We start from the raw sequence: 25,441 nt of genomic DNA on the forward strand, positions 1-25,441 counted from the left end.
TGACATCATGGCGCAAGGCGGGTCGATTGATCTGTGCTTGCGCTTTTTGCATTTTATAAATGTTGCGTTGGGTGCCTTGCCATTGAGGTTGCGCTACGCCACAAAGTATTCTCGGATATATCTATGGCTAATAAGCAATTTACCCGTGCCGATCGGGTGGCGCAGCAAATCCAGCGTGATTTGGCGCAAGTGATTCGTGCTGAGCTCGATCATCCTCAGGCATCGCTAATTACAATTACCGATGTAGAGGTAACGCGTGACTACTCGCATGCCAAGATTTTTTATACCTTTATGGGTGATGAAGCCTTGCGCGAAGAAATCGCGGCGTTGTTATTGCGTGCCAAAGGTTTCTTGCGGGCCCAAATTTCACGCGGTATTTCGTTGTATAAAATGCCAGAGTTGCATTTTGAATACGATGTATCGATTGAATACGGCATGAATTTGGCAAAAAAAATCCAAGAAGCTAATGCGCTCCCAAAGGCGCCGGATGACAATGGCCAAGCGTAAACTCAATGGTGTTCTGCTACTAGATAAACCGTTTGGCATGAGTAGCACTTCAGCGCTGAATAAGTGCCGTTGGTTATTTCAGGCCGAAAAAGGCGGGCATACTGGTGTGCTCGATCCTTATGCAACCGGCTTGTTGCCGCTTTGTTTTGGTGAGGCGACCAAATTTGCCCAGCGTATGCTCGATGCTGATAAAGCGTATCGTGCTTATGTGCGTTTCGGTGAAACCTCAACAACGCTGGATGCTGAGGGCGAAATCACTGTGACGGGTGATGCCCCTGAGTCGATTGATGCGGTGAGAGCCGCAATAGCGCAATTTGTCGGCCCAATTTTGCAAACGCCACCGATGTATTCGGCGCTGAAGGTCGCTGGAAAACCGATGTATGAATATGCCCGTGAAGGGGTTGAACTTGAGCGCAAAGCTAGGCCGATTACGATTTATGACATCACTCTGATTTCGTATCAGGCTCCGGATTTGATTATTGATGTGCGCTGTTCAAAAGGCACATACATCAGGGTATTGGCTCAAGATTTAGGTTTGGCTTTGGGTTGTGGCGCATACCTTACGGGTTTACGTCGAACGGAGACCGGCGGTTTTCGTTTGGAAGATGCGATTGGCCTGGATGAATTTATTGCAATGGAGCTTGATCAGCGTGATCAACTATTGTTGCCGGAAGAGTCGTTGCTTAGCAATTTGCCTGAGCTGCATTTGAATGCGGCGCAAGTAGCACTCATTTGTAATGGGGTGCCTGTGCGTGATATGAAAAGCGCGCCGTTGGGTGAAGTTAAACTTTACGCCGTACCCGAAAATCAGGATAATCCTCGTTTTATCGGTTTGGGTGAAGTGGGCGCTGATGGCGTGCTGCGATCCAAACGTCTGCTGTCAACGGGTTAAGTTTTGCCCTTCGCAGCTAATGGAGCTTAATTGGGGTCATGCTCAATTTAGCTTGTCTTGGTCGGTAGTTAAAAATACTGACCTTTAATGGAGTAGTAAAATGACTGTAACAGTTACACAGAAAGCTGAAATCGTTAAAGAGTTCCAACACGCTGCTGGCGATACTGGTTCTTCTGAAGTTCAAATCGCATTGTTGACTGCACGTATCAACGATCTGACCCCTCACTTCAAAGAACACAAAAAAGACCACCACTCACGTCGTGGTTTGTTGAAAATGGTTTCTCGCCGTCGTCGTTTGCTGGACTACCTCAAACGCACTAACGTAGATAGCTACCGCAATGTGATTGCTAAGCTGGGTCTGCGTAAGTAATTCAGCCCAAAGTCGCAGCCCAAAGCTGCGACTTTTTCTTTTCTGCTTCACTGTTGTCATCGAAGCGCGCAAATTATTCTCCAGATTTCATATTCTTTGCTTCTACCCAATAGCGATTCCGGCGGTAGAGCAAAGGTTGGTTGTGCCGGAATTGGCCTTGGGCAAAGCGATTAGCTGTTTAAATTGTTTTGGCTGACCCCCATCGCAGCAATAAACCATTATCTAGGTCGCAGATATATTGAAAAAGGACAGAACGTGTTCAATAAATTCAGCAAATCTTTTGCCTTTGGCAAACACAACGTCACCATCGAAACTGGTGAAATCGCACGTCAAGCTACTGGCGCCGTTATGGTTAACATGGACGATACTTGCGTTCTGGTAACCGTTGTTGCTGCGCGTGATGTAAAACCGGGCCAAGATTTTTTCCCGCTGACTGTTGATTACCAAGAGCGTACCTATGCTGCTGGTAAAATTCCTGGTGGCTTCTTCAAGCGTGAAGGCAAGCCAAGTGAAAAAGAAATTCTAACTAGCCGTCTGATCGATCGACCAATTCGTCCATTGTTTCCAGAAGGTTTTTACAACGACATCCAGATCATCGCGACGGTGATGTCGATCAATCCTGAAGTCGATTCAGATATTCCTGCAATGATTGGCGCGTCTGCTGCCTTAGTGCTCTCAGGTGTTCCATTTGATGGCCCAATTGGCGCTGCACGCGTTGGCTATATCAACGGCGAGTATGTTTTGTGTCCAGACTTGTCTGAAATGAAAGACAGTCAAATGGATCTGGTCGTTGCAGGCACGAACCAAGCGGTATTGATGGTTGAGTCTGAAGCGAACGAATTATCAGAAAGCGTAATGCTTGGTGCTGTAGTGTTCGGTCACGAGCAAATGCAAGTGGCGATTAACGCGATCAATGAATTGGCCGACGAAGTTAATCCAGAATTGATGGATTGGACTCCACCAGCAAAAAATGAAGAATTGATCGCCAAAGTGCGCGCGATCGCCGCTGAAGGCGTGTCGCAAGCATTCAAATTGCGTCAAAAGCAAGTTCGCACTCAGAAAATCAATGAGACTTGGGCTTTGGTAAAAGCAGCATTGATTACTGAAGAAACGGGTACGCTGGAAGCTAACGAAATCAAGTCAATTTTCAAAGGCTTGGAAGCTGAAATCGTTCGTGGTCAGATCTTGGCCGGTGAACCGCGTATTGATGGTCGTGATACGCGCACTGTGCGTCCGATTTCTATTCGCACGGGTGTATTGCCGCGCGCGCATGGCTCGGTGCTCTTCACTCGTGGTGAAACTCAAGCAATTGCCGCTGCGACATTGGGTACTAAACTTGATGAGCAAAAAATCGATGCATTGCATGGTGGCTACACCGATAACTTCATGCTGCACTACAACTTCCCTCCGTACTCGACTGGTGAAACTGGCCGCGTAGGTGTGCCAAAACGCCGTGAAATCGGTCACGGTCGCTTGGCGAAGCGTGCCTTGGTTGCTATGTTGCCAAGCAAGGAAGACTTCGCGTATTCAATGCGCGTGGTATCTGAGATCACAGAATCAAATGGTTCGTCTTCGATGGCGTCGGTTTGTGGTGGTTGCTTGGCGCTGATGGACGCTGGTGTGCCTATGAAAAATCACGTTGCGGGTATTGCAATGGGTTTGATCAAAGAAGGCAGTGCGTTTGCGGTTCTGTCGGATATCTTGGGCGACGAAGATCACCTCGGTGACATGGACTTTAAAGTGGCAGGTACTGAAAACGGTATTACTGCACTGCAAATGGATATCAAGATCACTGGCATTACCAAAGAGATTATGTCGGTTGCGTTGGATCAGGCCAAAGAAGGGCGCGTTCATATCATCAGCATCATGAAAGGTGCTCTGGATGGCGCGCGGGAAGAAGTGAGCGAGCATGCGCCGCGTCTTTACACGATGAAAATCAATCCTGAGAAAATTCGTGATGTAATCGGTAAAGGCGGTGCGGTAATTCGTACCTTAACCGAGGAAACCGGTACGCAAATCGACATTAGTGAAGATGGTACGATTACAATTGCTTCAGTGTCAGCGGAAGGAGCCACAGAGGCACGTCGTCGTATTGAAGAAATTACTGCTGAAGTTGAAATTGGTCGAATCTACGAAGGTCCAGTGGTTAAGATCTTGGATAAAAACGTAGGTGCCATCGTTTCAATTATGCCGGGTAAAGATGGCTTGGTGCACATTAGTCAAATTGCAAATGAGCGCATTGCTAATGTTGCTGATCACCTGCAAGAAGGTCAGATCGTTCGCGTTAAAGTGATCGAGCAGGATGAAAAAGGTCGTATTCGCTTGTCAATTAAGGCTGTTCTGAATGAAGAAGCCGCTCCTGCGGCAGAAGAAGTTCCAGCTGCAGAATAAGTGGCTGCTTGGGCATCATTAAAATACCCATAACAAAAAAGGCACCTAGCGGTGCCTTTTTTACTGGCTAACGATTATAAAATTAAGCGTTAGTGCTATTGGTGGTGCTGGCTTTTTTGGCTGCAGTTTTAACAGCATCCGCAGTGGCAGTTGATGCAGCTTTTACAGAGGCATCTGCAAAATCAGCAACTTGCTTGGCAGCTTTAGTTAAGCTATCAACGGCTGCTGCGGTAGCTTGTACAGTTGATTTAACTGCTGCGACGGCTGCATCGGCGCCTGCAGGGGCATTTTTAACAAAGCGATCAAGGCCTGAAACTACGCTTTTATTGAATTCAACATTGCGCTCATCAATCAGTTTTGAATATTCAGCTTGGGCTTGTGATGAAATCTCATATAGGCTGCGTGAGTACACCGTAGCTTGCTCGATAGCGGCATCAGCAATTTTTTGCCGTGCAGCAAGTGCTTCTTGAATATCTTTAACAGCACTTAATTGCTTAAGTGTTTTTGCATTCTCTTCGAGTGCATTTTTTGCAGTTTCTACTTGCAGCTTGGCAAGACGATCCAGTGAATCAAGAGAGATGCGCGCAAAGCGCAGTGCGGTTTCAACTTGTTCGGTTGCGAAGTTGGTGTATTGTTGCTGTGCTGTGGTCATGTCGAAATCTCCAAGGGTAGGTTGCCTGCTAACCGGAAGACCCGGTCTTATGGTGCGATGCACAATGCAAAACTATTGTGGTCCAGCTTTTGGGTGTTGTCAAATGTATTTTGTTGCGATGCACCATGATTGTTGTGCTGGCATTGCGCTGCTGATCACTAGATAATAGATAAATACTCAATGCCGGCGAAAAGGATAATAAATATGGAAAAGCGGGTGATTAAGAAGTACCCCAATCGTCGTCTTTACGATACGACGACTAGCTGTTACATCACGCTGGCGGATGTAAAGCAATTGGTTCTGGATGGGATTGATATCGCGATTCAAGATGCAAAAACAAATGAGGATCTTACTCGCAGTGTGTTGCTGCAGATTATTCTGGAAGAAGAGGCTGGCAATATGCCAATGTTCTCATACGATGTGCTTACCCAGATTATTCGCTTCTATGGGCATGCAATGCAGGGCTTGATGGGCAATTATCTTGAAAAAAATATGCAGCTATTTGCTGAAATGCAATCGAAGTTACAAGATCAGACTAAATCCACGTTGGGGGCTGATAATCCCATGTTTAGTAATGCCAATCTGTGGGGCGAGTTTATGAAGTTCCAGGGGCCGGCAATTCAAAATATGATGGGCAATTATCTCGAAAGTAGTACCAGTATGTTTGTTGAAATGCAGCAGCAACTACAAGAGCGCGCCAAACATCTGTTTACTGGTTTTGGTATGCCTGGCGGGCCTAAGGCTGCTCCGGCGGGTAATGACACATTGCACCCGACGGCCCCTCCGAGTGCTCCTGATGCTGATGAAGTCGCTGTCGTTGAGTCTAAAGTGCCACCAAGAAAGCGTGCGACCAAAAAAATTGATGAATAATTGAGGGTATCTTAACCGGACCTTTTATTAGTCTGGTCTTTTGTAATATACCCAGTTATGTATATTCAGCTCCAAATGGAGCTGAATTTGTTTGAGGAGCTTGTGTTGGCAGAGTTGTTAGAGGATGCATATTTGCGCCGGTTTGCTGGGATTGCGCGTTTGTATGGTGTGAAAGGTCTGTCCAATTTGCACGGTGCAAATGTGTGTGTTGTGGGTGTTGGTGGGGTTGGTTCTTGGGTGGCGGAGGCACTTGCACGTTCAGGAATTGGCCGAGTTGGTTTGATTGATCTGGATGATGTATGCATTTCTAATACCAATCGCCAATTGCCAGCACTGGAAGGGCAGTTTGGTCGTATGAAGGTGGCTGCTGTTGCTGAACGGTTGCGGGCAATTAATCCTGATATTGAGTTGCGCTTGATCGAGGATTTTGTGGCTGAAGATAATTTTGGTGACTATTTAATCGGGTATGATTATGTGATTGATTGTATTGATAGCGTAAAGACTAAAGCGGCGATGATTGCTTTTTGTCGACGTCATAAGGTCAAAATAATTACTGTGGGTGGGGCGGGCGGTCAAATCGACCCCACGCAGATCAAGGTTGATGATTTGAGCAAGACAATCCAAGACCCGCTTGCGGCAAAAGTGCGGAATATTCTGCGCCGTGATTTTGGATTTGCTAAAAACGGTAAAAAAATGGGCGTCGAGTGCGTGTATTCTACCGAGCAATTAGTTTATCCGCAGGCGGATGGTTCGGTGTGTGCGGCAAAGCCGCAGGCTGGCGAGGGCGTTCGATTGGATTGCGCGAGTGGTTTTGGTGCCGTAATGACGGTGACGGCAACATTTGGCTTGGTGGCTGTTTCGCGTGTGCTTAAGTATTTGGCGTTTAAATAACAAGCCAAGTTAGATAATAAAAAAGCCGCGAAGTATCGCGGCTTTTTTATTATCTAGGGTGCGAGCAATTAAGCAGCAGCGCCTACAACTTGCAATTTGATAGTGCTAACTACGTCGTGGTGCAGCGCCAAAGCAACTTCGTATTCGCCGATTGCTTTGAAAGGACCATTTGGCAGACGTACTTCAAATTTTTGAACTGCAACGCCAGAAGCGGTAATGGCTTCAGCGATGTCGTGGTTCGTTACTGAGCCAAACAGACGGCCATCAACACCCGCTTTTTGAGCGATAGTGATTTCAGCGCCTTCCAGTTTAGCGGCACGAGCTTGAGCTTCAGCCAAGATTTCAGCTTGTTTAGCTTCCAGTTCTGCACGGCTAGCTTCAAATGCAGCCATATTGGCTTCATTTGCACGTTTAGCTTTGCCTTGTGGGATCAAGAAGTTACGAGCGTAACCATCTTTAACTTTAACGATGTCGCCCAATTGACCCAGATTCGCTACTTTCTCGAGCAGGATAATTTGCATGATTAGTTTCTCCCGTTCGTCTTAGTGTTGATCAGTGTAAGGCAATAAAGCCAAGAAGCGAGCCAATTTAATGGCAGTCGACAATTGACGTTGATATTTGGCTTTAGTGCCAGTGATACGTGCAGGAATAATCTTGCCGTTTTCAGAGATGAAATCTTTCAAGATTGCTACGTCTTTGTAGTCAACTTGAGCGATACCTTCGGTAGTGAAGCGGCAGAATTTTCTGCGCTTGAAGAGTTGGCGAGACATTGTCTAATCCTCAATTCAAATATTCAAAAGCGGTAATGTGTAAAACCATGCTTTGTCGATATTTACTGCTGCGTGCGGCTAAAAAGCCTTTGCATTTAATGTTTTGCTTGCTCGGTGTTTTTAGCAATTTCTCGCAGATCTCACCAAGTGCAACAAAAGGCATTTCACAATCGATTTTGCGCTGCAATCCAGCTTCGCCTTGCTCTGATTGATGAATAATCCATCCTTCAATCATCGCGATGCCAGCCGGCGTGTGGCGAACAGTGTCTGTGATCAGTAAATGACCTTCGACTAAAAAATGGTTTCTTTGATTCAATTTTTCCGAGTTAGGCAGCTGCTACGTCAGCGCCTTGAGTCAGAGATTTTGATTTCTCTTCTTTCATCATCGGAGATGCTTCAGTTACAGCGCCGTCTGTTTTCAAAGTCAGATGACGAAGAACTGCATCGTTGAATTTGAATGCATGTTCGATTTCTTCCAAAGTTTCTTGGCTGCATTCAATGTTCATCAACACATAGTGTGCTTTGTGGATTTTCTGAATTGGGTAAGCCAATTGACGACGGCCCCAATCTTCCAAGCGGTGGATAGAACCAGCACCAGTAGTGATCAGTGATTTGTAGCGCTCGATCATTGCAGGTACTTGCTCGCTTTGATCTGGGTGCACGATAAACACGATTTCATAATGTCGCATGTATTGCTCCTTGTGGTTTGCAGCCTGCCGTTAGCGACCACGGTCAGGCAAGGGTTAAGAGTTCGCGACTATAGCACCTTTTGGCCTATAGATCAAGGATCTGGGGTTTAGCGTTCGATTTGGTCGATTTTGCCGTGAATGCCTGCCCACTGTTCGTGATCGGGGAGCGGGTCTTTTTTCTGAATAATAATGGGCCACTGTTTGGCAAGGCTGGCATTTAGGCTAATGTAGTCTTGCATGTCTACGGGAACATCATCCTCGGCATAAATGGCCTCAACTGGGCATTCGGCAACGCACAAGGTGCAGTCAATGCATTCATCCGGGTCGATTACCAAAAAGTTAGGCCCTTCGCGAAAACAGTCTACTGGGCATACGTCTACGCAGTCGCTGTACTTGCATTTCACACAGGCATCGGTCACAACGTAAGTCATTGCTTGTCCTTATGTCCAAAAAAAGTAAAATTCGGGCTTATTCTAGCAGAGCGGCTAGCGCCGCCCTATTTCTAATTGAATGTGGTGATTGGATTAAATGCTCGGCACTCTTTCGGCTCGTACTCCATATATTGGGCGATTTGCGCCTAGTCCAACTGGTTTGCTGCATATGGGGTCATTAATGGCTGCGGTGGCCAGCTATTTGGAGGCCAAGCGGAATGCCGGTGTCTGGCTGCTTAGGGTTGAAGACTTAGATCCTCCGCGCGAGTTCCCTGGGGCTACTCAATCGTTCCTTGATACCTTGGAGCGCTTTGGTTTTTGTTGGGATGGGCCGGTGGTTTATCAGAGTCAGCGACACGAACGTTATTTGGAGATTTTGCAGACTTTGCAGGAGGCCGGGTGGGTGTATCCGTGTTCTTGCACGCGCAAAACGTTGCGTGAAGATGGTTTGGTGGGCGTAGATGGTCTGCGGTATGGCGGTCGCTGTAGAGGGGCTGGTCATGTTGATGGTACGGGCTTGGCTCAGCGGGTGAAAGTGCCTGATCAGTTGTATGCTTTTGTCGATCAAGTGCAAGGCAGGCAGCAGCAAAACTTGGCTGCGATGGTGGGGGACTTTGTACTTCGACGTGCCGATTTGTTGTGGGCCTATCAACTTGCGGTTGTTGTGGACGATGCTGACTGTGGGGTGACTCATATTGTTCGTGGGGCTGATTTGCTAGACTCGACGCCAAGGCAGCTTTTTTTGCAAGAAATTTTGGGTTTCTCGCATCCGCAGTATCTGCATATTCCTGTCATAACAAATTTGCAAGGTGAGAAACTTAGCAAGCAGACCATGGCACCTGCGTTGCAATCGGGGGTCGAGGCGGAGCAGCTGTGGCAGGCCTTGAGTTTGTTGTGGCAATCGCCACCGCCGCGGTTGCGTTTTGTAGCGCTTGCGGATGTTTGGGAGTGGGCGTATCAGCACTGGGATCCGGCAAGGATTCCGCAAAAACGTAGCGTAGCTGTCACGTTTGATGACGATTTTGAATATAAATTTCAGCAATAGATTGAAATGTCCGTATTATTCGTTTTATTGTTGAATAGTATGCATTTTTAAATGTGTCTTTAAAGTGCTGGCTTTCTATTGTTGCAAGATCTTGTTTTTTTCACATAACTTGAATGTGGTAGACAGGTTAGAAGTTAGTTACTGATTTCGGAGATTGCTCGTGCAAAAATCACCTCGATTTAAAGCTTGTGTCTTGGCCGTTGCGATAGCAGCGATGCCTCTTATTAGCCAAGCGGCTGGATTAGGTCGTTTAAATGTTTTATCCGGCCTAGGGCAGCCATTCCGAGGTGAAATTGATTTGGTGTCGGTGCAGCCGAATGAGGCCGATTCTTTGGTTGTTAGTCTGGCTCCGCCTGAGAGCTACAGCAATGCGCAAATTGCTTACCCGTCATCGTCGCTTGGCCTGCGTTTTAATATTGAAAAACGATCAAACGGCCAATATTACGTGGTTGTGAATTCTTCTCAGCCGATTACGGAGCCGTTTCTAGATCTGCTGGTGGAGCTTAATTGGGCTGCTGGTCGTATCCAGCGAGAATACACCGCCTTGATAGATCCTGCTGATTACACCGGTGGTGCGAGTGGCGATAAGGCTCGTTTTGCATCGAGTGATTTGCCTGGCACCCAAGTTAAAGGGGTAATCAAAGGGAGTAAGGCGAAAAAATCTAAATCAACAGCTGCACTAGCTGAGTCTGGTCAGAGCGCAGAAGCAACTGCGAAGCAGTCTTCTGAGAGTGTTGCTAGTACTTCGAGTCAATCTGCCGGCGGCGACGCGCACAAGGTGAAGAGTGGCGAAACACTCGGATCTATCGCTCGCCAAGTTCAGCCTTCTGGGGTGAGTCTTGAGCAGGTGCTGGTGGGGCTGTACAAGGCAAACCCAAGTGCGTTCGATGGGAATATGAATCGCCTTAAAACGGGTAAAATTTTAAATGTCCCAGCTGCTGACCAACTTAAGCAGACGAGTAAGGCTGAGGCCGTCAAAGAGATTCAGGTTCAGGCCGGTGACTGGAATGCATATCGCGGCAAACTTGCAGAGGGCGCGGCTAAAGCTCCAGCAAAATCACTAAATGAACAGCAGGCGGGTGGCAAAATTACAGCTAAAGTCCAAGATCAAGGGGCTAGTGCTGTAGATGCAAATAAGGATGTACTGAAACTTTCCAAAGCTGCTGACGCAGCCAAGAAAGCGGGTGACTCTGCAAAATTGCAGGCATTGGAAGAGGAAATTGCTACTCGTCAAAAGGCGCTTGATGAGGCAAATCAACGCGTGGCTGCATTGCAAAAAAATGTGGCCGACATGGAAAAATTGGCAGCACTTAAAGCATCTGCGGCTGCTTCGAAAGCGTCAAAGGTAGCTGAGGTTGCTTCGGTGGCGGTTGCTGTCGCTTCTGCGGCCTCTGAAGCAGGTGCTGTTGCCGCATCAGAGGTGGCTAGTGCGGCTGCTGTTGCAACGGCAAAACCAAAGCGTCGCATTCAAGTTGAGGCGCCGGTTGTCGAGGAGCCAAGCTTTGTTGATGGCCTGATGGAGAACTCATTGGCGCTAGGTGGTGGCCTGCTGGCAGTAGTGCTAGGCGGTGTCGGCCTGTGGTGGGCTCGTCGTCGGCAAACGCCTGGGGTTTTTGAAGATAGTATTATTACTGGTGGCGATCTCAAGGCGAATACTGTACTGGGTAGTACAGGTGGCGGTGTAATCAGTACTCAGGCTACTGAAAATTCTTTTTTGACTGATTTTAGTCGTCAAGGATTGGGCACGATCGATACTGATGAAGTCGATCCAATTGCCGAGGCGGAAGTCTATATGGCTTACGGTCGCGATGCTCAGGCCGAGGAGATTTTGAAAGATGCGCTGAATAAAGATCCTGCTCGACATGAAATTCGCATGAAGTTGCTTGATATTTATGCTGCTCGTCGTGATGCTGGTGCGTATGAAGAGCATGCATCGGCATTATTTGCGGTGACAAATGGTCAGGGTGATTACTGGCGTGAAGCTGCACTGAATGGGCGCGCTATCGATCCTGAAAATCCGCTGTACCGTAAAGAGCCTGCAGGCTTGGTGGATACCAGTGTTGCGGTAGCTGCGACAGCAGTAGCAGCCACTGTTGTTGAACATAATTCACAGGTTGCTGACCTTGATGGCCTTGATGAGCCAACAGCACCAGATGTAAATCAGGTGGCCAGCAATGAATTGGATTTTGAATTAGATTTTGATTCTGAGGTCGAGGCAGTTAAGTCATCAGTTTTGTCGGATTCAACAGAAGTTGATAGCAGAGATCTTGATTTGAACCTGTCTGTTGAGCAATCGGTTGAGCAGGCAATTGAGCAAGTTTCTGATAGTGACTTCGGCTTGGATATTGATTTGCCGCCTGTAACTGTTGAGCATGATTTGCCCGCAGTGGATGAAGCAGACAGCGAACTCATGGCTTTGGATTTGCCGATCGACTTAGGTGGTGAGCTAAGCTCAGGGCTACTAAATGAAGTGCAGGAATCTACATTGGGTCTGGACCTTGACTTGGGCTCAGCTCTTGAGGGACATCAAGAGTCCATCATTTCAGATAATGCTCCTGTGGCTGATGTTGCCGATTTTTCGTTTGACTTGCCAGTCTTAGAAACTGCAGGAGAAGATGCTGCTGATACTGCATTGTCGTCATTTGACCAGTCATTAGCACCAGCTGTTGACGATTTGAAGCTCGATTTTGACTTTGATCTTGGTTCCGCCGAGCACGATGCTCCGGCCCTTGTAGAAGATTTGTCTGCTGCTGTTTCAGAGTTGGAGGCTGATACCACTTTCGGTGATATAAGTCTTGATTTAACCGAGGCTGCTGCTGCTGGTGATCTGGATTTTGCGGCAGATGATCCTGTGCAAACCAAAATTGACTTAGCAAAAGCGTATATTGATATGGGCGATGTTGAAGGTGCGCGTGAAATCTTGCAGGAAGCACTGCAAGAAGGCTCTGCTCCGCAGCAGCAAATTGCGAAATCATTGTTAGCGGATCTGTAATAGCTTTTGAAATTCCACGCAGTAAATTTATTGGCGCTTTGGTTGTGGCTTCTTGTTTGTATGCCACAACTTGAGCGCCATTATCTTTTTGGGCTTTGCATTATTGTTTTGCTTGCAGCCTGGATGCGCGCTAGAGTGCGGCTGCTAAAAAGCCTGCCAAGAATGCGCTGGCTCTTGTTGGCGATCTTTGCGGTTTATGCCTGGTCAACTCCTGGGGTTTATCTATTTCCAGTTTGGTTTTCTCCAACATTAAGCGGCATTTTTGAAGGTGTCGAGCAAAGTGTACGGCTATTGGTTGTTGCTGCCAGCCTGCAAATCATGCTGACGAATCTATCCAAGAGCGATATAGTCTCGGGTTTGTATTATTTAATTCTTCCGCTATCACATTTTGGGTTGGATGCGCTGCACTTTTCGGTGCGTTTAGCGCTAACTCTCGAAAGTGCTGAGCAATTGCTTGAACGTAAATTTTCATTTACCGAATTGATGCGGCAAATTATGAATCCTGAGTCTCAGCGGCTGATAAAAACATCTATCGTTGACTTGTGCCGATTAAGTGTCTGGCAGGGGTGTTGTTTAGTGGTGCAGCTTGTGCTGATTATCGGTACGGTCTTGATTGGGAATATCCAGCTTTGAATTTGAAACGCTATGCTTTAGCAGTAGAGTACGATGGGCGTGCCTTTAAAGGTTGGCAAGTACAGCCAGATGCGGCAACCGTGCAAGGTGAAATGGAGCGTGCAGTTGGTCAGATGGCAGGGCATTCCGTTCGTGTGCATGCTGCGGGCCGAACCGATGCGGGCGTACATGCAACACGGCAGATCGTTCATTTTGATACTCCTGCAAATCGGCCGCTTACCGCATGGGTGCGCGGTGTTAATAGTTTCTTACCATCCGGTGTAGCTGTGCTATGGGCGCAAGAAGTGCCAGAAGAGTTTCATTCCCGATTTGTAGCAACAGCACGCCACTATCGGTATTTATTGTTGCAACACCCAATTCGACCAAGTTTGCTTGCGGGGCAGGTGGGCTGGATACATAACGAGCTCGATTTAGAGCGGATACATGCCGCCAGCCGTTTTTTGCTGGGGGAGCACGATTTTAGTAGTTTTCGTGCTGCTGAATGTCAGGCTTTATCTCCGGTTAAAGAAATGCTCAAGATTGACATCGGCAGCCATGGTGATCTGATTTATTTTGATTTTTCTGCGACGGCCTTTTTGCATCATATGGTGCGCAATATCATGGGGGCGTTGCTGCATATCGGTAAAGGTAACGAAGATCCGGCATGGATGCAGTGGCTAATCGAGCAGCGCAATCGCAGCGTGGCTCCTCCGACATTTATGCCTGATGGTCTGTATTTAACTGGGGTGAGTTACCCTGCCAAATTTAATTTACCTACCGAGCCTGTGCAGCGCTTTGGCTTGATTTGAGAGTGAAAATGCCCGTTCCACGTATTAAAGTTTGTGGCCTGCGTGATCGCGATACTATTTTTCAAACCATTGAAGCCGGAGCCGATGCGATTGGCTTGGTGTTTTATCCGCCCAGCCCGCGGCATGTTTCTCGGGAAGCCGCTGCGCAATTATCGGCCAGCTTGCCCGCCTTTGTGACGGTGGTTGGCTTGTTTGTGGATGCGGAGCCTGCTTTTGTAAGTTCTGTGTTGGAAAGTTGCGCAATCGACTTACTGCAATTTCATGGTAATGAAGATTTATCCGATTGTATTCAGTTTGATCGTCCTTTTATCAAGGCGATACGGGTTAAACCTGACACAAATTTGGTAGAATACGCTCAACGTTTTGTGCACCCACTCTGTCGGGGCCTTCTGGTTGATGCCTGGGTGGATGGCGTTCCAGGGGGGACTGGTGAGGCGTTTGATTGGGCTTTGTTGCCTGAGCGGCTGCCGCTGCCACTCATCTTGTCGGGGGGCTTGCACCCTGAGAATGTGGCGCAGGCCATCCGCAAAGTGAAGCCTTGGGCAGTGGATGTATCCAGTGGGGTGGAAAGCAGCAAAGGCATCAAAGATTTACAACGAGTTCAAGCATTCATTAATGCCGTACATAGTGTGAGATAACGATGAACGATAAATATCAGCAGCCAGATGCACGTGGACACTTTGGTCAGCACGGCGGCATTTATGTCGCAGAGACTTTGATCCCGGCACTAGAAGAACTCAAGCACGAATTTGAGGCAGCCATTAACGACCCAGCTTTTATGGCTGAATATCGCCATGATCTGAAGCATTACGTTGGTCGTCCAAGCCCGATTTATCATGCTGAGCGCTGGTCAAAAGCCATCGGCGGGGCGCAGATTTATCTGAAGCGCGAAGACTTGAATCACACCGGTGCGCACAAAGTGAACAACACCATTGGCCAAGCCTTGCTGGCGCGCCGGATGGGTAAAAAACGCGTGATCGCCGAAACGGGGGCCGGTCAGCATGGCGTAGCTTCGGCCACCGTGGCTGCTCGCTATGGCATGGAGTGCGTTGTGTATATGGGCGCAGAAGACGTTGCTCGTCAGGCGCCGAATGTTTTCCGCATGAAGCTGCTCGGTGCAACCGTAGTTGCAGTGGAGTCGGGCACTCGTACGCTGAAAGATGCTATGAACGAAGCGATGCGTGACTGGGTCACCAATGTGGATTCAACTTACTACATCATCGGAACTGCCGCTGGCCCACACCCATATCCACAGTTGGTGCGCGACTTCCAAGTGGTGATTGGTGAGGAATGTAAAGTGCAGATGCAAGAAATGCTCGGTCGTCAGCCTGATGCGGTGATTGCTTGTGTTGGTGGTGGCTCGAACGCGATTGGTATTTTCCATCCATATATCAATGTGCCTGGCGTGCGCCTGATCGGCGTTGAGGCTGGTGGCGATGGGGTTGAAACCGGGCGTCATGCGGCACCGTTGACCTCGAATGCCAAAGCGGGTGTGTTACACGGTCAGCGCTCTTATCTAATGCATGATGAAAATGGCCAGATCAGTGAAACCCATTCAATGTCAGCAGGGCTGGATTACCCAGGGGTAGGCCCAGAGCACAGCTACTTAAAAGACATTGGCCGCGCCGAATACGTAGCGATCAATGATGATGAGGCCATGCAAGGCTTCCATGACTTGTGCAAATACGAGGGGATTATTCCTGCGCTTGAGTCGAGTCACGCACTGGCACAGGCGGCAAAAATGGCCGCTACAATGCGTCCTGATGAAATTTTGCTGGTGAATTTGTCGGGCCGTGGCGATAAAGATATCCCTACGATTGCAAAAAAACTCGGCATTCAACTTTAATAGGGTTTGGGGGTATGCGCCCCTAGACTTTTTCTAGAATTGCTTTGGTAAATATACCCTATGTCACGTATTGATTTGGTTATGCAAAACCTCAAGGCGGCAAACCGCCAGGCCTTGATTCCTTTTATTACTGCGGGCGATCCAAATCCAGATAGCACGGTGAATTTGATGCATGCCCTCGTGGCGGGTGGTGCTGATATTCTTGAGTTGGGCGTGCCGTTTTCTGATCCGATGGCCGACGGTCCGGTGATTCAGCGTGCGTCTGAGCGAGCGTTGAAATACAACGTATCGCTGCGCGACGTGTTGGCCTATGTGGCGCAATTTCGTACCACTAATACTACGACACCCGTGGTGCTAATGGGCTACGCCAACCCAGTTGAAGCGATGGGCTACGAAGCATTCGCCAGCGCTGCGGTGGCTGCTGGCGTTGATGGCGTACTCACTGTGGATATGCCGCCGGAAGAAGCCGAAGAATCTGTGACTGTATTCAAAAAACATGGTTTGGATCCGATTTTCTTGCTTGCGCCAACCACGCCTGAGTCGCGCGTTAAAGAAGTCGCGCGCTTAGCGAGTGGTTACGTCTATTATGTGTCGCTCAAAGGCGTTACTGGTTCGGCTAATCTGGATGTCGCCAATGTGGCGAGTAAGTTGGACTTTTTGAAACAGTATCTCAATATTCCAATCGGTGTTGGTTTTGGTATTCGTGATGCTGAATCGGCTAAAAATGTTGCAAAAATTGCGGATGCTGTAGTGATTGGTTCGCGATTGGTGCAAGAAGTTGAACAAGGTGAGGCAGGCTTGGCTGAACGCCTTACTGAATTTCTGTCAGGCGTACGCGCTGCAATGGATACAGCCCGCGTTTAATCCGGGTATGAATGAATGCCCAGCGCGTTAAGGGCAGAGGAGAGCACGATGAGTTGGTTACAAAAGTTACTTCCCCCAAAAATCAAAAGCCGTACCACACCGAATACTTCGGCGGTGCCCGAAGGCTTGTGGAGCAAATGTTCGGCCTGCAGTGCAGTACTGTATCGTTCTGATCTGGAAAACAATTTGGAAGTTTGCCCTAAATGCGGCTTTCATAATGCCGTACCAGCACGGGCGCGACTGAACCAATTGCTTGATGTTGAAGGCCGTTTTGAAATTGGCTCGGAAGTAAAGCCAGTCGACATTCTGAAATTTAAAGCCAATAAACGTTATAGCGATCAATTGACGGCCTCTGCCACCGCTACCGGTGAGGACGATGCAATGGTGGTGATGCAGGGCAGTATTTTGTCGGTGCCCGTTGTGGTTGCCGCGTTTGAGTACAAATTTATCGGCGGCTCGATGGGTTCGGTAGTTGGCGAGCGTTTTGTGCGCGGCGTCAAAGTAGCGATTGAAAATGATTTGCCATTTATCTGTGTGTCGGCTTCGGGTGGTGCACGGATGATGGAAGGCCTCAATTCCTTGATGCAAATGGCCAAAACCAATGCCATCTTGACTAAGCTAGCCGACAAAAAGCTGCCATTTATTTCGCTATTGACCGACCCGACAATGGGCGGTGTGTCGGCCTCATTTGCATTCTTGGGCGATGTGGTGATGGCTGAGCCGGGTGCATTGATCGGTTTTGCTGGCCCGCGCGTGATTGAGCAAACGGTACGTGAAACCTTGCCAGAAGGCTTTCAGCGTTCTGAGTTCTTGCTGGAAAAAGGTGCTATCGACATGATTGTCGATCGCCGTGAATTGCGTCAGCGCTTGGCTGATGTACTGACCTTGCTGAATAATCAAGCTGCGGTAAATTAATGTCGGATTGCGTAGTAACAAGCCAGCCGCAGAGCTTGCCTGAGTGGTTGGCTTATCTAGAGGCCTTGCATCCAGTTGCCATTGATATGGGGCTGGATCGCGTCAAAACTGTTCAGCAACGTTTGGCGCTTTATCCGCTTTGTCCAGTCATTACGGTGGCGGGTACCAACGGCAAAGGCTCTGTTTGCGCCATGGTGACGCGTATACTCTCGCTGTCTGGCTACAAGGTTGGCACCTACACCTCGCCACATTTGCTGCATTACAACGAGCGGATTGCCATTAATGGCACGCCGGTCTCGGATGAGGCCATTGTAAGTAGTTTTGCGGCGATTGAAGCAGTGCGTGACGAGGTCTCACTGAGCTACTTTGAATTTGGCACACTAGCGGCGGTCCATCAGTTTATGGCTCAGCAAGTTGATGCCATGGTGCTGGAAGTGGGTTTGGGTGGTCGTCTAGATGCGGTCAATATTTTCGAGCCCAGTGCTTCGGCCGTAGTAACAATTGGTATCGACCATCAGGCCTATCTGGGTGATACGCGCGAAGCGATTGCGGTAGAAAAAGCCGGTGTTTATCGTGCTAACAAGCCTGCTTTGTGCGCTGATCCGCGTCCACCGCAAACACTCATTGACACGGCAAATACGATTGGCGCCGATTTGCAATTAATCGGGCGCGATTTTGGCTTTGAGATGCAGGCCGAAGGGCAGCAGTGGGTTTGGTGGAGCACACAAGGCGTGCGCAAAAATGCATTGCCGATTCCTGCGTTGCGCGGCAAATATCAAATGGCGAATGCGGCATTAGCACTAGGTTTGCTTGAGGCCGTGAAGAGTGATTTGCCGGTTAGTCTAGGTGATATTAAACGTGGTTTGCTGGAGGTCGAGTGGCCCGCGCGCTTCCAGGTATTGCCCGGCAGGCCAACTGTAGTGCTGGATGTGGCGCATAACCCCCATGCCGCAGCGGTATTTCGTGCTTCACTTGATAATATGGGCTTTCATCCAGTCACCCATGCTGTATTGGGCATGATGCAAGACAAGGATATTGCTGGCGTGATTGATCTAGTGGCTGATCGAATTGATGTCTGGCATCTGGCTGCGCCCAAGCTGCCGCGAGCGGCGCAGTCCGATCATCTGGCCGAGATCATCCTGAAACAAGCCCCTCGTGCGCAAGTGCGTCAGTACGATTCAGTCGAAAAAGCCTACCATGCAGCCTGTGAGGCGGCCAATGAAGCTGATAGAATCTTGGTTTTTGGTTCTTTCTTCACTGTGGCTGAAGTGATGCAGGCACGTGGACAATAAAAATATGGCAAATGTTAGCGATGAGCTGCTGCAATTAAGAAAGCGTGCGCGCCGCCGTTTGGTTGGTGCAATTGCGTTGGTGGTCTTTGCGCTTACCGTGTTGTGGACGGCTCTCGACGGCGAACCGCCCAAGTCCTTGCTTGACAATCAGACGGTTGAAATCATTTCAAGCGCGCCGGCACTATCGTCTGTAGTGGCTTCTACGCCTATTGCTCTTACTGCAAGCGCAGCTCAGGGGGTGGTTGCATCTGTTGCTTCTGCAGTTGTTGAGGTCGCTTCACTGCCTGTTGCAAGTACTGATGAAGTACCGGCTTCCAGAGTCGCCCCTGTAGCACTCCCTGGAAAGCTGGTCAATCATCAGGAGAATGCACCCAAAGCCGTACCTGATAGCAGCCAACTTACCCCAGAAAAATCAGGCGCTGAGCCCTCAGTAAAAGCCGCGGTAAAGGTTAGTCCAAAACCGCAAGTCAAGCCTACGCTTAAGCCTTCACCCAAACCAACGGCTAAGCCAAATGTGAGTAAAGCTGTTGATCCAAAGGCAATTCTTGAGGGTGGTTTGGATAAGTCTGCCGAGACTAAAAAAGAGACGGGTAAGCAGTACTATATTCAAATTGGTGCTTATGCCGACCCAGAGAAAGCAGCTCAGACCTTAAAGAAACTAAAAGATGCTGGCATCCCCGCTCGTAGCGAGACAGTGACCACTACGAAAGGTGAGTTAACGCGGGTGCGAATCGGCCCGGGCAATGATGAGGCAAAGGCAAAAGCCTGGATGCAACGTTTGGATGCCTTAGGAGTGCCTGGCACCTTGGTGGTGAAGGCCGCACAATGACGCAGTTTGATTATGTAGCTTTGACGGTGCTAGGTCTTTCGATGTTGCTGTCGGTGATGCGCGGTTTGACGCAGGAAATTCTTGCCTTGCTGGCGTGGGTGTTGTCATTTTGGGCGGCAACACAGTTTGCGGAAACCGCGGCGGTATGGATGCCGCAGAGTATTCCTCTCGACTCAATTCGCTATATTGCGGGCTTTGTGGTGGTGTTTTTCGTGGCGTGGCTTTTGTCTGCTATTGTACGCATCACGATCAATCAATTTTTGTCGGCAACCGGTTTAAAGCCCGTTGATCGTTTTTTAGGGGCTGCATTTGGTATTGTGCGTGGTTTTTTGTTGATGTTGACCTTGGTGGTGTTGGCTGGTTTGACTAGCTTTCCCAAGAGCACCGTCTGGCGCAATGCAATGTTTAGCCCGCTATTTGAGCAAAGTGCCGAATTTGTTAAGCCGTGGTTGCCAGTTGTGCTGGCATCACGAGTTAAGTTTGAATAATTTTCGCAAGTCTAAGGGTCTGAGCAATGTGTGGCATTCTAGGTGTGGTCGCCAAAACGCCGGTTAATCAAATGTTGTACGATGGTCTGTTGGTGCTACAACACCGCGGTCAAGATGCAGCCGGTATCGTCACTGCAGAGCAGCAAGTGCTGCATATGCATAAAGGGCAGGGCCTGGTGCGCGATGTGTTTCGCACTCGCAATATGCGCTCATTAATGGGCAATGTGGGGATCGGTCACGTTCGTTATCCCACTGCGGGTTCAGCCTCTAGTTTGGCCGAGGCGCAACCGTTCTACGTCAACAGCCCATTTGGGATTGTCTTGGCGCATAACGGCAATCTGACTAATGACAAGCAACTCAAAGAGGATATGTACCGCACTGACCTGCGCCATATCAATACTAATTCGGATTCCGAAGCGCTGTGTAATGTATTTGCACACGAATTGTCGCGCCGCGTGAGTGGCCCGCAATTGGATGCCAAAACCGTTTTTGACGCCATCACGGCAGTGCATGGACGCGTAAAGGGTGCTTACGCCGTGGTCGCAATTATTGCTGGCTTTGGCATGGTGGCGTTCCGTGACCCACATGGCATTCGTCCTTTGTCATTGGGTGAACACGACACCGCAGAGGGTAAGGAATACACCGTCGCAAGCGAATCGGTGGTGCACGACGTACTGGGCTTTAAGTTTGTGCGCGATATCGCACCAGGTGAGGCGGTTTACATTACATTTGAAGGCGAGTTTTATAGCCAGCAATGTCATCCAACCCCAACTTTGATCCCCTGTATTTTCGAGCATGTGTATTTTGCCCGCCCAGATACGGTGATTGACGGTATTTCGGTTCATGAAGCACGCCTGAAAATGGGCGAGCAATTGGCCGAGAAAGTGCGCAAACAAGTGCCGGCACTGGATATCGATGTGGTAATACCAATTCCGGATACCAGCCGTGATTCAGCGTTGCAATTGGCCGATGCCTTAGGCTTGCCGTATCGCGAAGGCTTTATGAAAAATCGCTATATCGGTCGTACCTTCATTATGCCGGGGCAGGCGAGCCGTAAAAAATCGGTGCGCCAAAAGCTTAATCCGATTGCGGTTGAGTTCCGTGGCAAAAATGTAATGTTGGTTGATGACTCGATTGTGCGTGGTACCACCTCAAAAGAAATCGTGCAGATGGTGCGCGATTCTGGTGCCAAGAAAGTCTACTTGGCATCCGCTGCGCCGCCAGTGAAATTCCCGCATGTTTACGGCATTGATATGCCGACTCGTAATGAGTTGATTGCAACTGGGCGAGATGCGGAGCAAATTGCGGCTGAAATTGGTGCAGATGGCGTGATTTATCAAGACTTGTCGGCGCTGATTCAGGCGTGTACCGATGCAAGTGGTGGCAAAATTACCCAGTTTGAAACTTCGTGTTTTGATGGTCACTACATCACTGGCGACATTACCGATGCATATCTGGACGAGTTAGAAGCTAAGCGTTTGTCGCCGCTGTCGACTAAAACCAATGAAGCTGGCACGGTAATCGATTTGAATATTGGCGTTGCCGAGCAAAATTTGATTTAATCAGCATTAATGCTGACAGAACGGAGGCTTAGGCCTCCGTTTTTATTTGAAAAATATAAAAGAACAAAGGATGAATGATGCTGGATTTTGAAAACTTGCACCCAGATACCTTGGCCGTTCGTGCGGGCACGCTGCGTACCGAGTTTGGCGAGCATTCGGATGCCATGCACCTCACTTCCAGCTTTGTGGTTGGTTCGGCCGAAGAAGCGTCACTCAAATTCACTGGTCAAATGCCGGGCTATATCTATTCGCGCTTCACAAATCCAACCGTCAGTGCGTTTGAGCAGCGCTTAGCCGCAATGGAAGGCGCTGAGCGTTGCGTTGCCACGGCCTCTGGCATGAGTGCAATTTTGTCACTATGCATGGGCTTGCTCAAAGCAGGGGACCATATCGTGTCATCGAATAGCTTGTTTGGTGCAACGATCCAATTGTTTAATGCTTATTTGGGTAAATTTGGCGTAACGGTGACGTATGTCTCGCCAACCGACGTCGATGCTTGGGCGCAAGCAGTTACCCCTGCAACTAAATTGTTTTTCCTCGAAACACCATCCAATCCGCTCACCGAAGTCGCTGACGTGGCGGCGATTGCTGCCGTAGCGCATAGCCACAATGCTTTGCTCGTCGTTGATAACTGCTTCTGCTCGCCAGCCTTGCAGCAGCCATTGAAACTAGGGGCGGATATTGTTGTACATTCAGCGACCAAATACATCGATGGTCAGGGGCGCGTGCTCGGCGGTGCGGTCGTTGGCAGCCACGCAGTGCTGGAGCCTATTTATCTGTTTTTGCGCACGGCAGGCCCGACCTTGTCGCCGTTTAACGCTTGGGTTTTGCTTAAAGGCTTGGAAACGCTCGGTATTCGAATGAAAGCGCATTGCGAAAAGGCAATGGAACTGGCGACTTGGCTCGAAGCGCAGCCGCAAGTAGCCAAAGTGTATTACCCGGGGCTCAAATCACATCCGCAGTACGATCTGGCACAACGCCAGCAAAGCGGCGGCGGTGGCGTGGTGTCGTTTGATCTAGTGGGGGGCAAAGCTGCTGCTTGGGCACTCATCGATAAAGTTGAACTCATGAGTCGTACTGCGAACTTGGGCGATACACGCACGACAATTACGCATCCGGCAACGACTTCGCATGGCCGCTTGACCCCAGAGGCACGAGCTGCAGCAGGCATTGGTGATGGTTTGGTGCGGATTTCGGTGGGGCTGGAACACGTCGGTGATTTGATTGCTGATTTGCAACAAGGCCTGTAAATCTGGCCTTGCTCTGATGAAATCGCACCAGCAAAAAGCCCAAGGCATAATACTTGGGCTTTTTTGTGTAAAAACCCGTAAAATCACGCCTTTGAACGTAGCTAGTTGTCCATCATGCAAAAGAAAATCATCCACGGCTTTCACGCTGTTACCGCCCGCTTGCGCCGCTTTCCCGATAGCGTATTAGAGCTTTACGTCAGCAGTGAACGTACCGATCCGCGGATGAAAGATCTGCTCAAAGCCGCCAAAGACGCCGACCAGAAAGTGACGCCAATGTCGGCTGATCGCCTGGATGGCTTGGCTGGACATGTCCGTCATCAGGGCGTAGCGGCGATGATTGACTCGGATAAAAGCTATCTGTCGATCGAAGATGTACTTGATGATCTGGATGAGCCAGCGTTTTTGCTGATCTTGGACGGGATTACCGATCCACACAATCTGGGCGCCTGTCTGCGTGTTGCCGATGCCATGGGGGTGCATGCCGTGATTGCACCGAAAGACAAATGTGTCGGCATCAACGCCACCGTGTCAAAAGTGGCCTGCGGCGCCGCTGAAGTGGTGCCGTATGTGATGGTGACGAATTTAGCGCGCACGATTCGTGATTTAAAAGAACGTGGCATCTGGATTGTGGGTACTGATGCTGAAGGTAGCTGCGATTTGTATAGCTATGGTCAAACCGGCCCGATTGCCTGGGTGCTGGGTAATGAAGGTGATGGCATGCGTCGCCTAACACGCGAGCTATGCGATACCTTGGTGTCGATTCCGATGTTTGGCTCTGTTGAAAGTTTAAATGTTTCGGTTGCGACGGGTATTGTGTTGTCGGAAAGCCGGCGCCAGCGCTTAGCGGCCAAAAAAAGTGCACCAAATACGTAATTTAATTACATTATTTGATCGGGATAGTGCACTTGAAGCGTGCATCTTTTCTTTGAAAATGAAGGGTGTTGCTCTGTGAGTCTTTTTGATGAAGGCTCTTGGGGGGGTACCCTTTTAAATTGTGCTGGCATGTAATCTGCTATTGACTTGTTGTTGCCAAATGGCGCTCAACAAGGAGTAGATCATGCACCATAACGATGAAGGCTGTGAATTTGTACTGAAACTGCATGAGCATCCTCAGCGACGCAATATTGCCAGTGAAATGCATACCCACCCATATCCGCACCTACCTACGCCCGGGCGGATTAGTCACCTTGCTTACCTCAATCATCACTGCAATTTGGCGCACGAGTTATGGCTATTTGGACAGTTAGCTCATCATTACAGCTTAGAGCCGCCAAGCCCAAGTGCCAGTTACTTCAGCCTTGACTTAGGGCATTGTCGCGTTTTGTGGATGCGCTATAGCGAGTTTTCCAGCTTTAGTGTGAGTGCCCCGCAGGTGGATGGGGCTGAGGGTTTTTTGCGTCCCGCCCTTGCTGAATTGCCGTCAGAATGGCTGGCACAATTGCCAAGCAACGTGCTAGTTGCAATTCATGCCTTGGTGCTGCCTTATGCACAATTGCCAGCAGGCCTGCCCGATTTGGCGCATTTGTATTTTGCAGGCCAAGAATTGGCTGGGGCGGCAATTGGTGAGGGGGCAGGACACCTCTATAGCGATTTTAAGGCCGATGAAAATGGCTTTGTGCATTATGTACTGGCGGATCGCTTTATGGGGCGTCGCCAGGCTGGGCGAATGTTGCAGCGATTATTCGACATTGAGAGCTATCGTACATTAGCAATGTTAGCGCCACCTTTAGCTGGCCAACTTGCGCCGGAGTTGGCGGTAGCAGACCGCGAATTGGCTGAGCTGACTCGCAGTATTTCCCACGCGCGGGAGCAAGATGAACCCATTTTGCTAGACCGATTAACACAGTTATCGGCAAGGATAGAAAGTGCTTTGTCACAAACTGATTATCGATTCAGTGCTTCGCATGCCTATTACGAAATTGTATTGCGTCGTCTGGATGAGTTGCGTGAGCATCGGATTCAGGGTTTGCAACCGCTGAAGCAATTTATCACTCGCCGCTTAACTCCTGCGATGGAGCACTGCAATGTAGTTGCTCGCCGCCAGCGCGAGTTGGCGGAGCGGGTGAGTCGCGCAACATTATTATTGCGCACCCGGGTGGATGTTACTTTGGAGCAGCAGAATCAGCGCATTTTAAGCTCAATGTCAGAGCATGCCCAGTTGCAGTTGCGCTTGCAGCAAACGGTGGAAGGGCTTTCGGTTGCGGCAATTAGCTATTACATCATTAGTTTGCTCGCCTATGGGTTAAAAGGCCTAAAAGCAGCGGGTTGGCATCTGAATGTCGAATTGCTATTGGGCTTGGCCATTCCGGTGGTGGCACTTGGCATTTTGGCGGGCCTTCGCGTCATGCGGCAGCATTTGGCACCTAAAACGCAGCATGGGTGAGGCGGATTGTTGCCGTTGATGTGCAGCTTGGGTGCCAAGGGTGTGGCATGGGCGAGCTTAAATGTGCGAAACCAGTTACAATCTCGCGATT

The 25,441-nt window shown here is 49.2% G+C and carries 27 protein-coding genes; 21 read left to right on the forward strand and 6 right to left on the reverse strand.

Annotated features, from left to right (window positions below; translation table 11 throughout):
- The first annotated feature begins 123 nt into the window (after nt 1-123).
- From rbfA to pnp, 4 genes are all read left to right on the forward strand, one after another.
- Nucleotides 124-507, forward strand: coding sequence for a 30S ribosome-binding factor RbfA (rbfA, locus tag HZU75_RS15955; RefSeq protein WP_180306968.1), 384 nt, complete (start codon nt 124-126; stop codon nt 505-507).
- Nucleotides 494-1,399 carry a tRNA pseudouridine(55) synthase TruB gene (gene truB / locus HZU75_RS15960; protein WP_228028104.1) on the forward strand — a complete coding sequence of 302 codons (906 nt, stop codon included), beginning with the start codon at nt 494-496 and terminating at the stop codon, nt 1,397-1,399. The genes rbfA and truB overlap by 14 nt, the downstream gene beginning before the upstream one ends.
- Nucleotides 1,400-1,499: 100 nt before the next feature.
- Nucleotides 1,500-1,769 carry a 30S ribosomal protein S15 gene (gene rpsO, locus HZU75_RS15965; RefSeq protein ID WP_180306970.1) on the forward strand — a complete coding sequence of 90 codons (270 nt, stop codon included), beginning with the start codon at nt 1,500-1,502 and terminating at the stop codon, nt 1,767-1,769.
- 255 nt (nt 1,770-2,024) lie between these two features.
- The gene (gene pnp, locus HZU75_RS15970) at nt 2,025-4,160 is read left to right on the forward strand and encodes a polyribonucleotide nucleotidyltransferase (protein WP_180306971.1); all 2,136 of its coding nucleotides are present in this window, start codon (nt 2,025-2,027) and stop codon (nt 4,158-4,160) included.
- 82 nt (nt 4,161-4,242) lie between these two features.
- Here the strand turns inward: pnp and HZU75_RS15975 are convergent, their stop codons facing one another.
- Entirely contained in the window at nt 4,243-4,812 is a 570-nt protein-coding gene (locus tag HZU75_RS15975) for a phasin family protein (RefSeq protein ID WP_180306972.1), read from the reverse strand.
- 204 nt (nt 4,813-5,016) lie between these two features.
- Between HZU75_RS15975 and phaR the strand changes: the two genes are divergently transcribed.
- Both phaR and tcdA read left to right on the forward strand, forming a co-directional pair.
- Entirely contained in the window at nt 5,017-5,682 is a 666-nt protein-coding gene (phaR, locus tag HZU75_RS15980) for a polyhydroxyalkanoate synthesis repressor PhaR (protein WP_228028105.1), read from the forward strand.
- A gap of 87 nt (nt 5,683-5,769) precedes the next feature.
- Entirely contained in the window at nt 5,770-6,573 is an 804-nt protein-coding gene (gene tcdA, locus HZU75_RS15985) for a tRNA cyclic N6-threonylcarbamoyladenosine(37) synthase TcdA (protein WP_228028106.1), read from the forward strand.
- Between the two features lie 68 nt (nt 6,574-6,641).
- Here tcdA and rplI read toward each other — a convergent pair whose 3' ends face one another.
- The 5 genes from rplI to fdxA form a co-directional block, all read right to left on the reverse strand.
- Nucleotides 6,642-7,094: a 50S ribosomal protein L9 gene (gene rplI / locus HZU75_RS15990; RefSeq protein WP_180306974.1), complete on the reverse strand. Its 453-nt coding sequence runs from the start codon at nt 7,092-7,094 to the stop codon at nt 6,642-6,644.
- Between the two features lie 21 nt (nt 7,095-7,115).
- The gene (gene rpsR, locus HZU75_RS15995) at nt 7,116-7,343 is read right to left on the reverse strand and encodes a 30S ribosomal protein S18 (protein ID WP_157315514.1); all 228 of its coding nucleotides are present in this window, start codon (nt 7,341-7,343) and stop codon (nt 7,116-7,118) included.
- A 10-nt stretch (nt 7,344-7,353) separates the two neighbouring features.
- Complete coding sequence (gene priB / locus HZU75_RS16000; RefSeq protein WP_180306975.1) at nt 7,354-7,659, reverse strand: primosomal replication protein N; 306 nt, start codon at nt 7,657-7,659, stop codon at nt 7,354-7,356.
- 10 nt (nt 7,660-7,669) lie between these two features.
- Complete coding sequence (gene rpsF, locus HZU75_RS16005) at nt 7,670-8,032, reverse strand: 30S ribosomal protein S6 (RefSeq protein ID WP_180306976.1); 363 nt, start codon at nt 8,030-8,032, stop codon at nt 7,670-7,672.
- Nucleotides 8,033-8,139: 107 nt separating this feature from the next.
- Nucleotides 8,140-8,463, reverse strand: a complete 324-nt coding sequence (gene fdxA, locus HZU75_RS16010; protein ID WP_180306977.1) for a ferredoxin FdxA — start codon at nt 8,461-8,463, stop codon at nt 8,140-8,142.
- A gap of 97 nt (nt 8,464-8,560) precedes the next feature.
- On the opposite strand from fdxA, the gene gluQRS reads away from it, so the two are divergent.
- From gluQRS to HZU75_RS16085, 15 genes are all read left to right on the forward strand, one after another.
- Nucleotides 8,561-9,508 (forward strand): tRNA glutamyl-Q(34) synthetase GluQRS, encoded by a 948-nt coding sequence (gene gluQRS / locus HZU75_RS16015; RefSeq protein ID WP_180306978.1) that lies wholly within the window; start codon nt 8,561-8,563, stop codon nt 9,506-9,508.
- Nucleotides 9,509-9,722: 214 nt separating this feature from the next.
- Complete coding sequence (locus HZU75_RS16020) at nt 9,723-12,500, forward strand: motility hub landmark protein FimV (RefSeq protein ID WP_180306979.1); 2,778 nt, start codon at nt 9,723-9,725, stop codon at nt 12,498-12,500.
- Nucleotides 12,501-12,560: 60 nt separating this feature from the next.
- A complete protein-coding gene (locus tag HZU75_RS16025; RefSeq protein WP_180306980.1) occupies nt 12,561-13,133 on the forward strand; it encodes an energy-coupling factor transporter transmembrane component T family protein in 573 nt (190 codons plus the stop codon).
- A complete protein-coding gene (gene truA / locus HZU75_RS16030; protein ID WP_228028107.1) occupies nt 13,130-13,921 on the forward strand; it encodes a tRNA pseudouridine(38-40) synthase TruA in 792 nt (263 codons plus the stop codon). Before HZU75_RS16025 ends, truA begins: the two co-directional genes overlap by 4 nt.
- Nucleotides 13,922-13,929: 8 nt before the next feature.
- Nucleotides 13,930-14,559, forward strand: coding sequence for a phosphoribosylanthranilate isomerase (locus HZU75_RS16035; protein WP_180306981.1), 630 nt, complete (start codon nt 13,930-13,932; stop codon nt 14,557-14,559).
- Nucleotides 14,560-14,561: 2 nt separating this feature from the next.
- The gene (trpB, locus tag HZU75_RS16040; protein ID WP_180306982.1) at nt 14,562-15,767 is read left to right on the forward strand and encodes a tryptophan synthase subunit beta; all 1,206 of its coding nucleotides are present in this window, start codon (nt 14,562-14,564) and stop codon (nt 15,765-15,767) included.
- 60 nt (nt 15,768-15,827) lie between these two features.
- Nucleotides 15,828-16,631, forward strand: coding sequence for a tryptophan synthase subunit alpha (gene trpA, locus HZU75_RS16045; protein WP_180306983.1), 804 nt, complete (start codon nt 15,828-15,830; stop codon nt 16,629-16,631).
- A 48-nt stretch (nt 16,632-16,679) separates the two neighbouring features.
- The gene (gene accD / locus HZU75_RS16050) at nt 16,680-17,546 is read left to right on the forward strand and encodes an acetyl-CoA carboxylase, carboxyltransferase subunit beta (RefSeq protein WP_180306984.1); all 867 of its coding nucleotides are present in this window, start codon (nt 16,680-16,682) and stop codon (nt 17,544-17,546) included.
- Entirely contained in the window at nt 17,546-18,838 is a 1,293-nt protein-coding gene (folC, locus tag HZU75_RS16055) for a bifunctional tetrahydrofolate synthase/dihydrofolate synthase (RefSeq protein ID WP_180306985.1), read from the forward strand. Before accD ends, folC begins: the two co-directional genes overlap by 1 nt.
- 4 nt (nt 18,839-18,842) lie before the next feature.
- Nucleotides 18,843-19,667: an SPOR domain-containing protein gene (locus HZU75_RS16060; protein ID WP_180306986.1), complete on the forward strand. Its 825-nt coding sequence runs from the start codon at nt 18,843-18,845 to the stop codon at nt 19,665-19,667.
- Nucleotides 19,664-20,155, forward strand: coding sequence for a CvpA family protein (locus HZU75_RS16065; protein ID WP_180306987.1), 492 nt, complete (start codon nt 19,664-19,666; stop codon nt 20,153-20,155). The genes HZU75_RS16060 and HZU75_RS16065 overlap by 4 nt, the downstream gene beginning before the upstream one ends.
- A 26-nt stretch (nt 20,156-20,181) precedes the next feature.
- Nucleotides 20,182-21,717 (forward strand): amidophosphoribosyltransferase, encoded by a 1,536-nt coding sequence (gene purF / locus HZU75_RS16070; RefSeq protein ID WP_180306988.1) that lies wholly within the window; start codon nt 20,182-20,184, stop codon nt 21,715-21,717.
- A 77-nt stretch (nt 21,718-21,794) separates the two neighbouring features.
- Nucleotides 21,795-22,967: an O-succinylhomoserine sulfhydrylase gene (locus HZU75_RS16075; RefSeq protein ID WP_180308876.1), complete on the forward strand. Its 1,173-nt coding sequence runs from the start codon at nt 21,795-21,797 to the stop codon at nt 22,965-22,967.
- 114 nt (nt 22,968-23,081) lie between these two features.
- Complete coding sequence (gene rlmB, locus HZU75_RS16080) at nt 23,082-23,840, forward strand: 23S rRNA (guanosine(2251)-2'-O)-methyltransferase RlmB (protein ID WP_373279620.1); 759 nt, start codon at nt 23,082-23,084, stop codon at nt 23,838-23,840.
- A 184-nt stretch (nt 23,841-24,024) separates the two neighbouring features.
- Nucleotides 24,025-25,350 (forward strand): DUF3422 family protein, encoded by a 1,326-nt coding sequence (locus HZU75_RS16085; RefSeq protein WP_180306989.1) that lies wholly within the window; start codon nt 24,025-24,027, stop codon nt 25,348-25,350.
- Nucleotides 25,351-25,441 lie beyond the last annotated feature (91 nt).

Source organism: Chitinibacter fontanus (genome assembly GCF_013423785.1).
Taxonomy (GTDB): domain Bacteria; phylum Pseudomonadota; class Gammaproteobacteria; order Burkholderiales; family Chitinibacteraceae; genus Chitinibacter; species Chitinibacter fontanus.

What these genes read in the sequence shown, in the direction of transcription:
- folC (WP_180306985.1), top strand. Translation starts at nt 17,546, where the DNA reads ATGTCGGATTGCGTAGTAACAAGCCAGCCGCAGAGCTTGCCTGAGTGG.
- gluQRS (WP_180306978.1), top strand. Translation starts at nt 8,561, where the DNA reads ATGCTCGGCACTCTTTCGGCTCGTACTCCATATATTGGGCGATTTGCG.
- HZU75_RS16060 (WP_180306986.1), top strand. Translation starts at nt 18,843, where the DNA reads ATGGCAAATGTTAGCGATGAGCTGCTGCAATTAAGAAAGCGTGCGCGC.
- trpB (WP_180306982.1), top strand. Translation starts at nt 14,562, where the DNA reads ATGAACGATAAATATCAGCAGCCAGATGCACGTGGACACTTTGGTCAG.
- fdxA (WP_180306977.1), bottom strand. Translation starts at nt 8,463, where the DNA reads ATGACTTACGTTGTGACCGATGCCTGTGTGAAATGCAAGTACAGCGAC.
- HZU75_RS16035 (WP_180306981.1), top strand. Translation starts at nt 13,930, where the DNA reads ATGCCCGTTCCACGTATTAAAGTTTGTGGCCTGCGTGATCGCGATACT.
- HZU75_RS16020 (WP_180306979.1), top strand. Translation starts at nt 9,723, where the DNA reads ATGCCTCTTATTAGCCAAGCGGCTGGATTAGGTCGTTTAAATGTTTTA.
- HZU75_RS16065 (WP_180306987.1), top strand. Translation starts at nt 19,664, where the DNA reads ATGACGCAGTTTGATTATGTAGCTTTGACGGTGCTAGGTCTTTCGATG.
- rbfA (WP_180306968.1), top strand. Translation starts at nt 124, where the DNA reads ATGGCTAATAAGCAATTTACCCGTGCCGATCGGGTGGCGCAGCAAATC.
- phaR (WP_228028105.1), top strand. Translation starts at nt 5,017, where the DNA reads ATGGAAAAGCGGGTGATTAAGAAGTACCCCAATCGTCGTCTTTACGAT.
- rpsF (WP_180306976.1), bottom strand. Translation starts at nt 8,032, where the DNA reads ATGCGACATTATGAAATCGTGTTTATCGTGCACCCAGATCAAAGCGAG.
- rplI (WP_180306974.1), bottom strand. Translation starts at nt 7,094, where the DNA reads ATGCAAATTATCCTGCTCGAGAAAGTAGCGAATCTGGGTCAATTGGGC.
- HZU75_RS16085 (WP_180306989.1), top strand. Translation starts at nt 24,025, where the DNA reads ATGCACCATAACGATGAAGGCTGTGAATTTGTACTGAAACTGCATGAG.
- HZU75_RS15975 (WP_180306972.1), bottom strand. Translation starts at nt 4,812, where the DNA reads ATGACCACAGCACAGCAACAATACACCAACTTCGCAACCGAACAAGTT.
- rpsR (WP_157315514.1), bottom strand. Translation starts at nt 7,343, where the DNA reads ATGTCTCGCCAACTCTTCAAGCGCAGAAAATTCTGCCGCTTCACTACC.
- rpsO (WP_180306970.1), top strand. Translation starts at nt 1,500, where the DNA reads ATGACTGTAACAGTTACACAGAAAGCTGAAATCGTTAAAGAGTTCCAA.
- HZU75_RS16025 (WP_180306980.1), top strand. Translation starts at nt 12,561, where the DNA reads ATGCCACAACTTGAGCGCCATTATCTTTTTGGGCTTTGCATTATTGTT.
- purF (WP_180306988.1), top strand. Translation starts at nt 20,182, where the DNA reads ATGTGTGGCATTCTAGGTGTGGTCGCCAAAACGCCGGTTAATCAAATG.
- trpA (WP_180306983.1), top strand. Translation starts at nt 15,828, where the DNA reads ATGTCACGTATTGATTTGGTTATGCAAAACCTCAAGGCGGCAAACCGC.
- HZU75_RS16075 (WP_180308876.1), top strand. Translation starts at nt 21,795, where the DNA reads ATGCTGGATTTTGAAAACTTGCACCCAGATACCTTGGCCGTTCGTGCG.
- truB (WP_228028104.1), top strand. Translation starts at nt 494, where the DNA reads ATGGCCAAGCGTAAACTCAATGGTGTTCTGCTACTAGATAAACCGTTT.
- accD (WP_180306984.1), top strand. Translation starts at nt 16,680, where the DNA reads ATGAGTTGGTTACAAAAGTTACTTCCCCCAAAAATCAAAAGCCGTACC.
- rlmB (WP_373279620.1), top strand. Translation starts at nt 23,082, where the DNA reads ATGCAAAAGAAAATCATCCACGGCTTTCACGCTGTTACCGCCCGCTTG.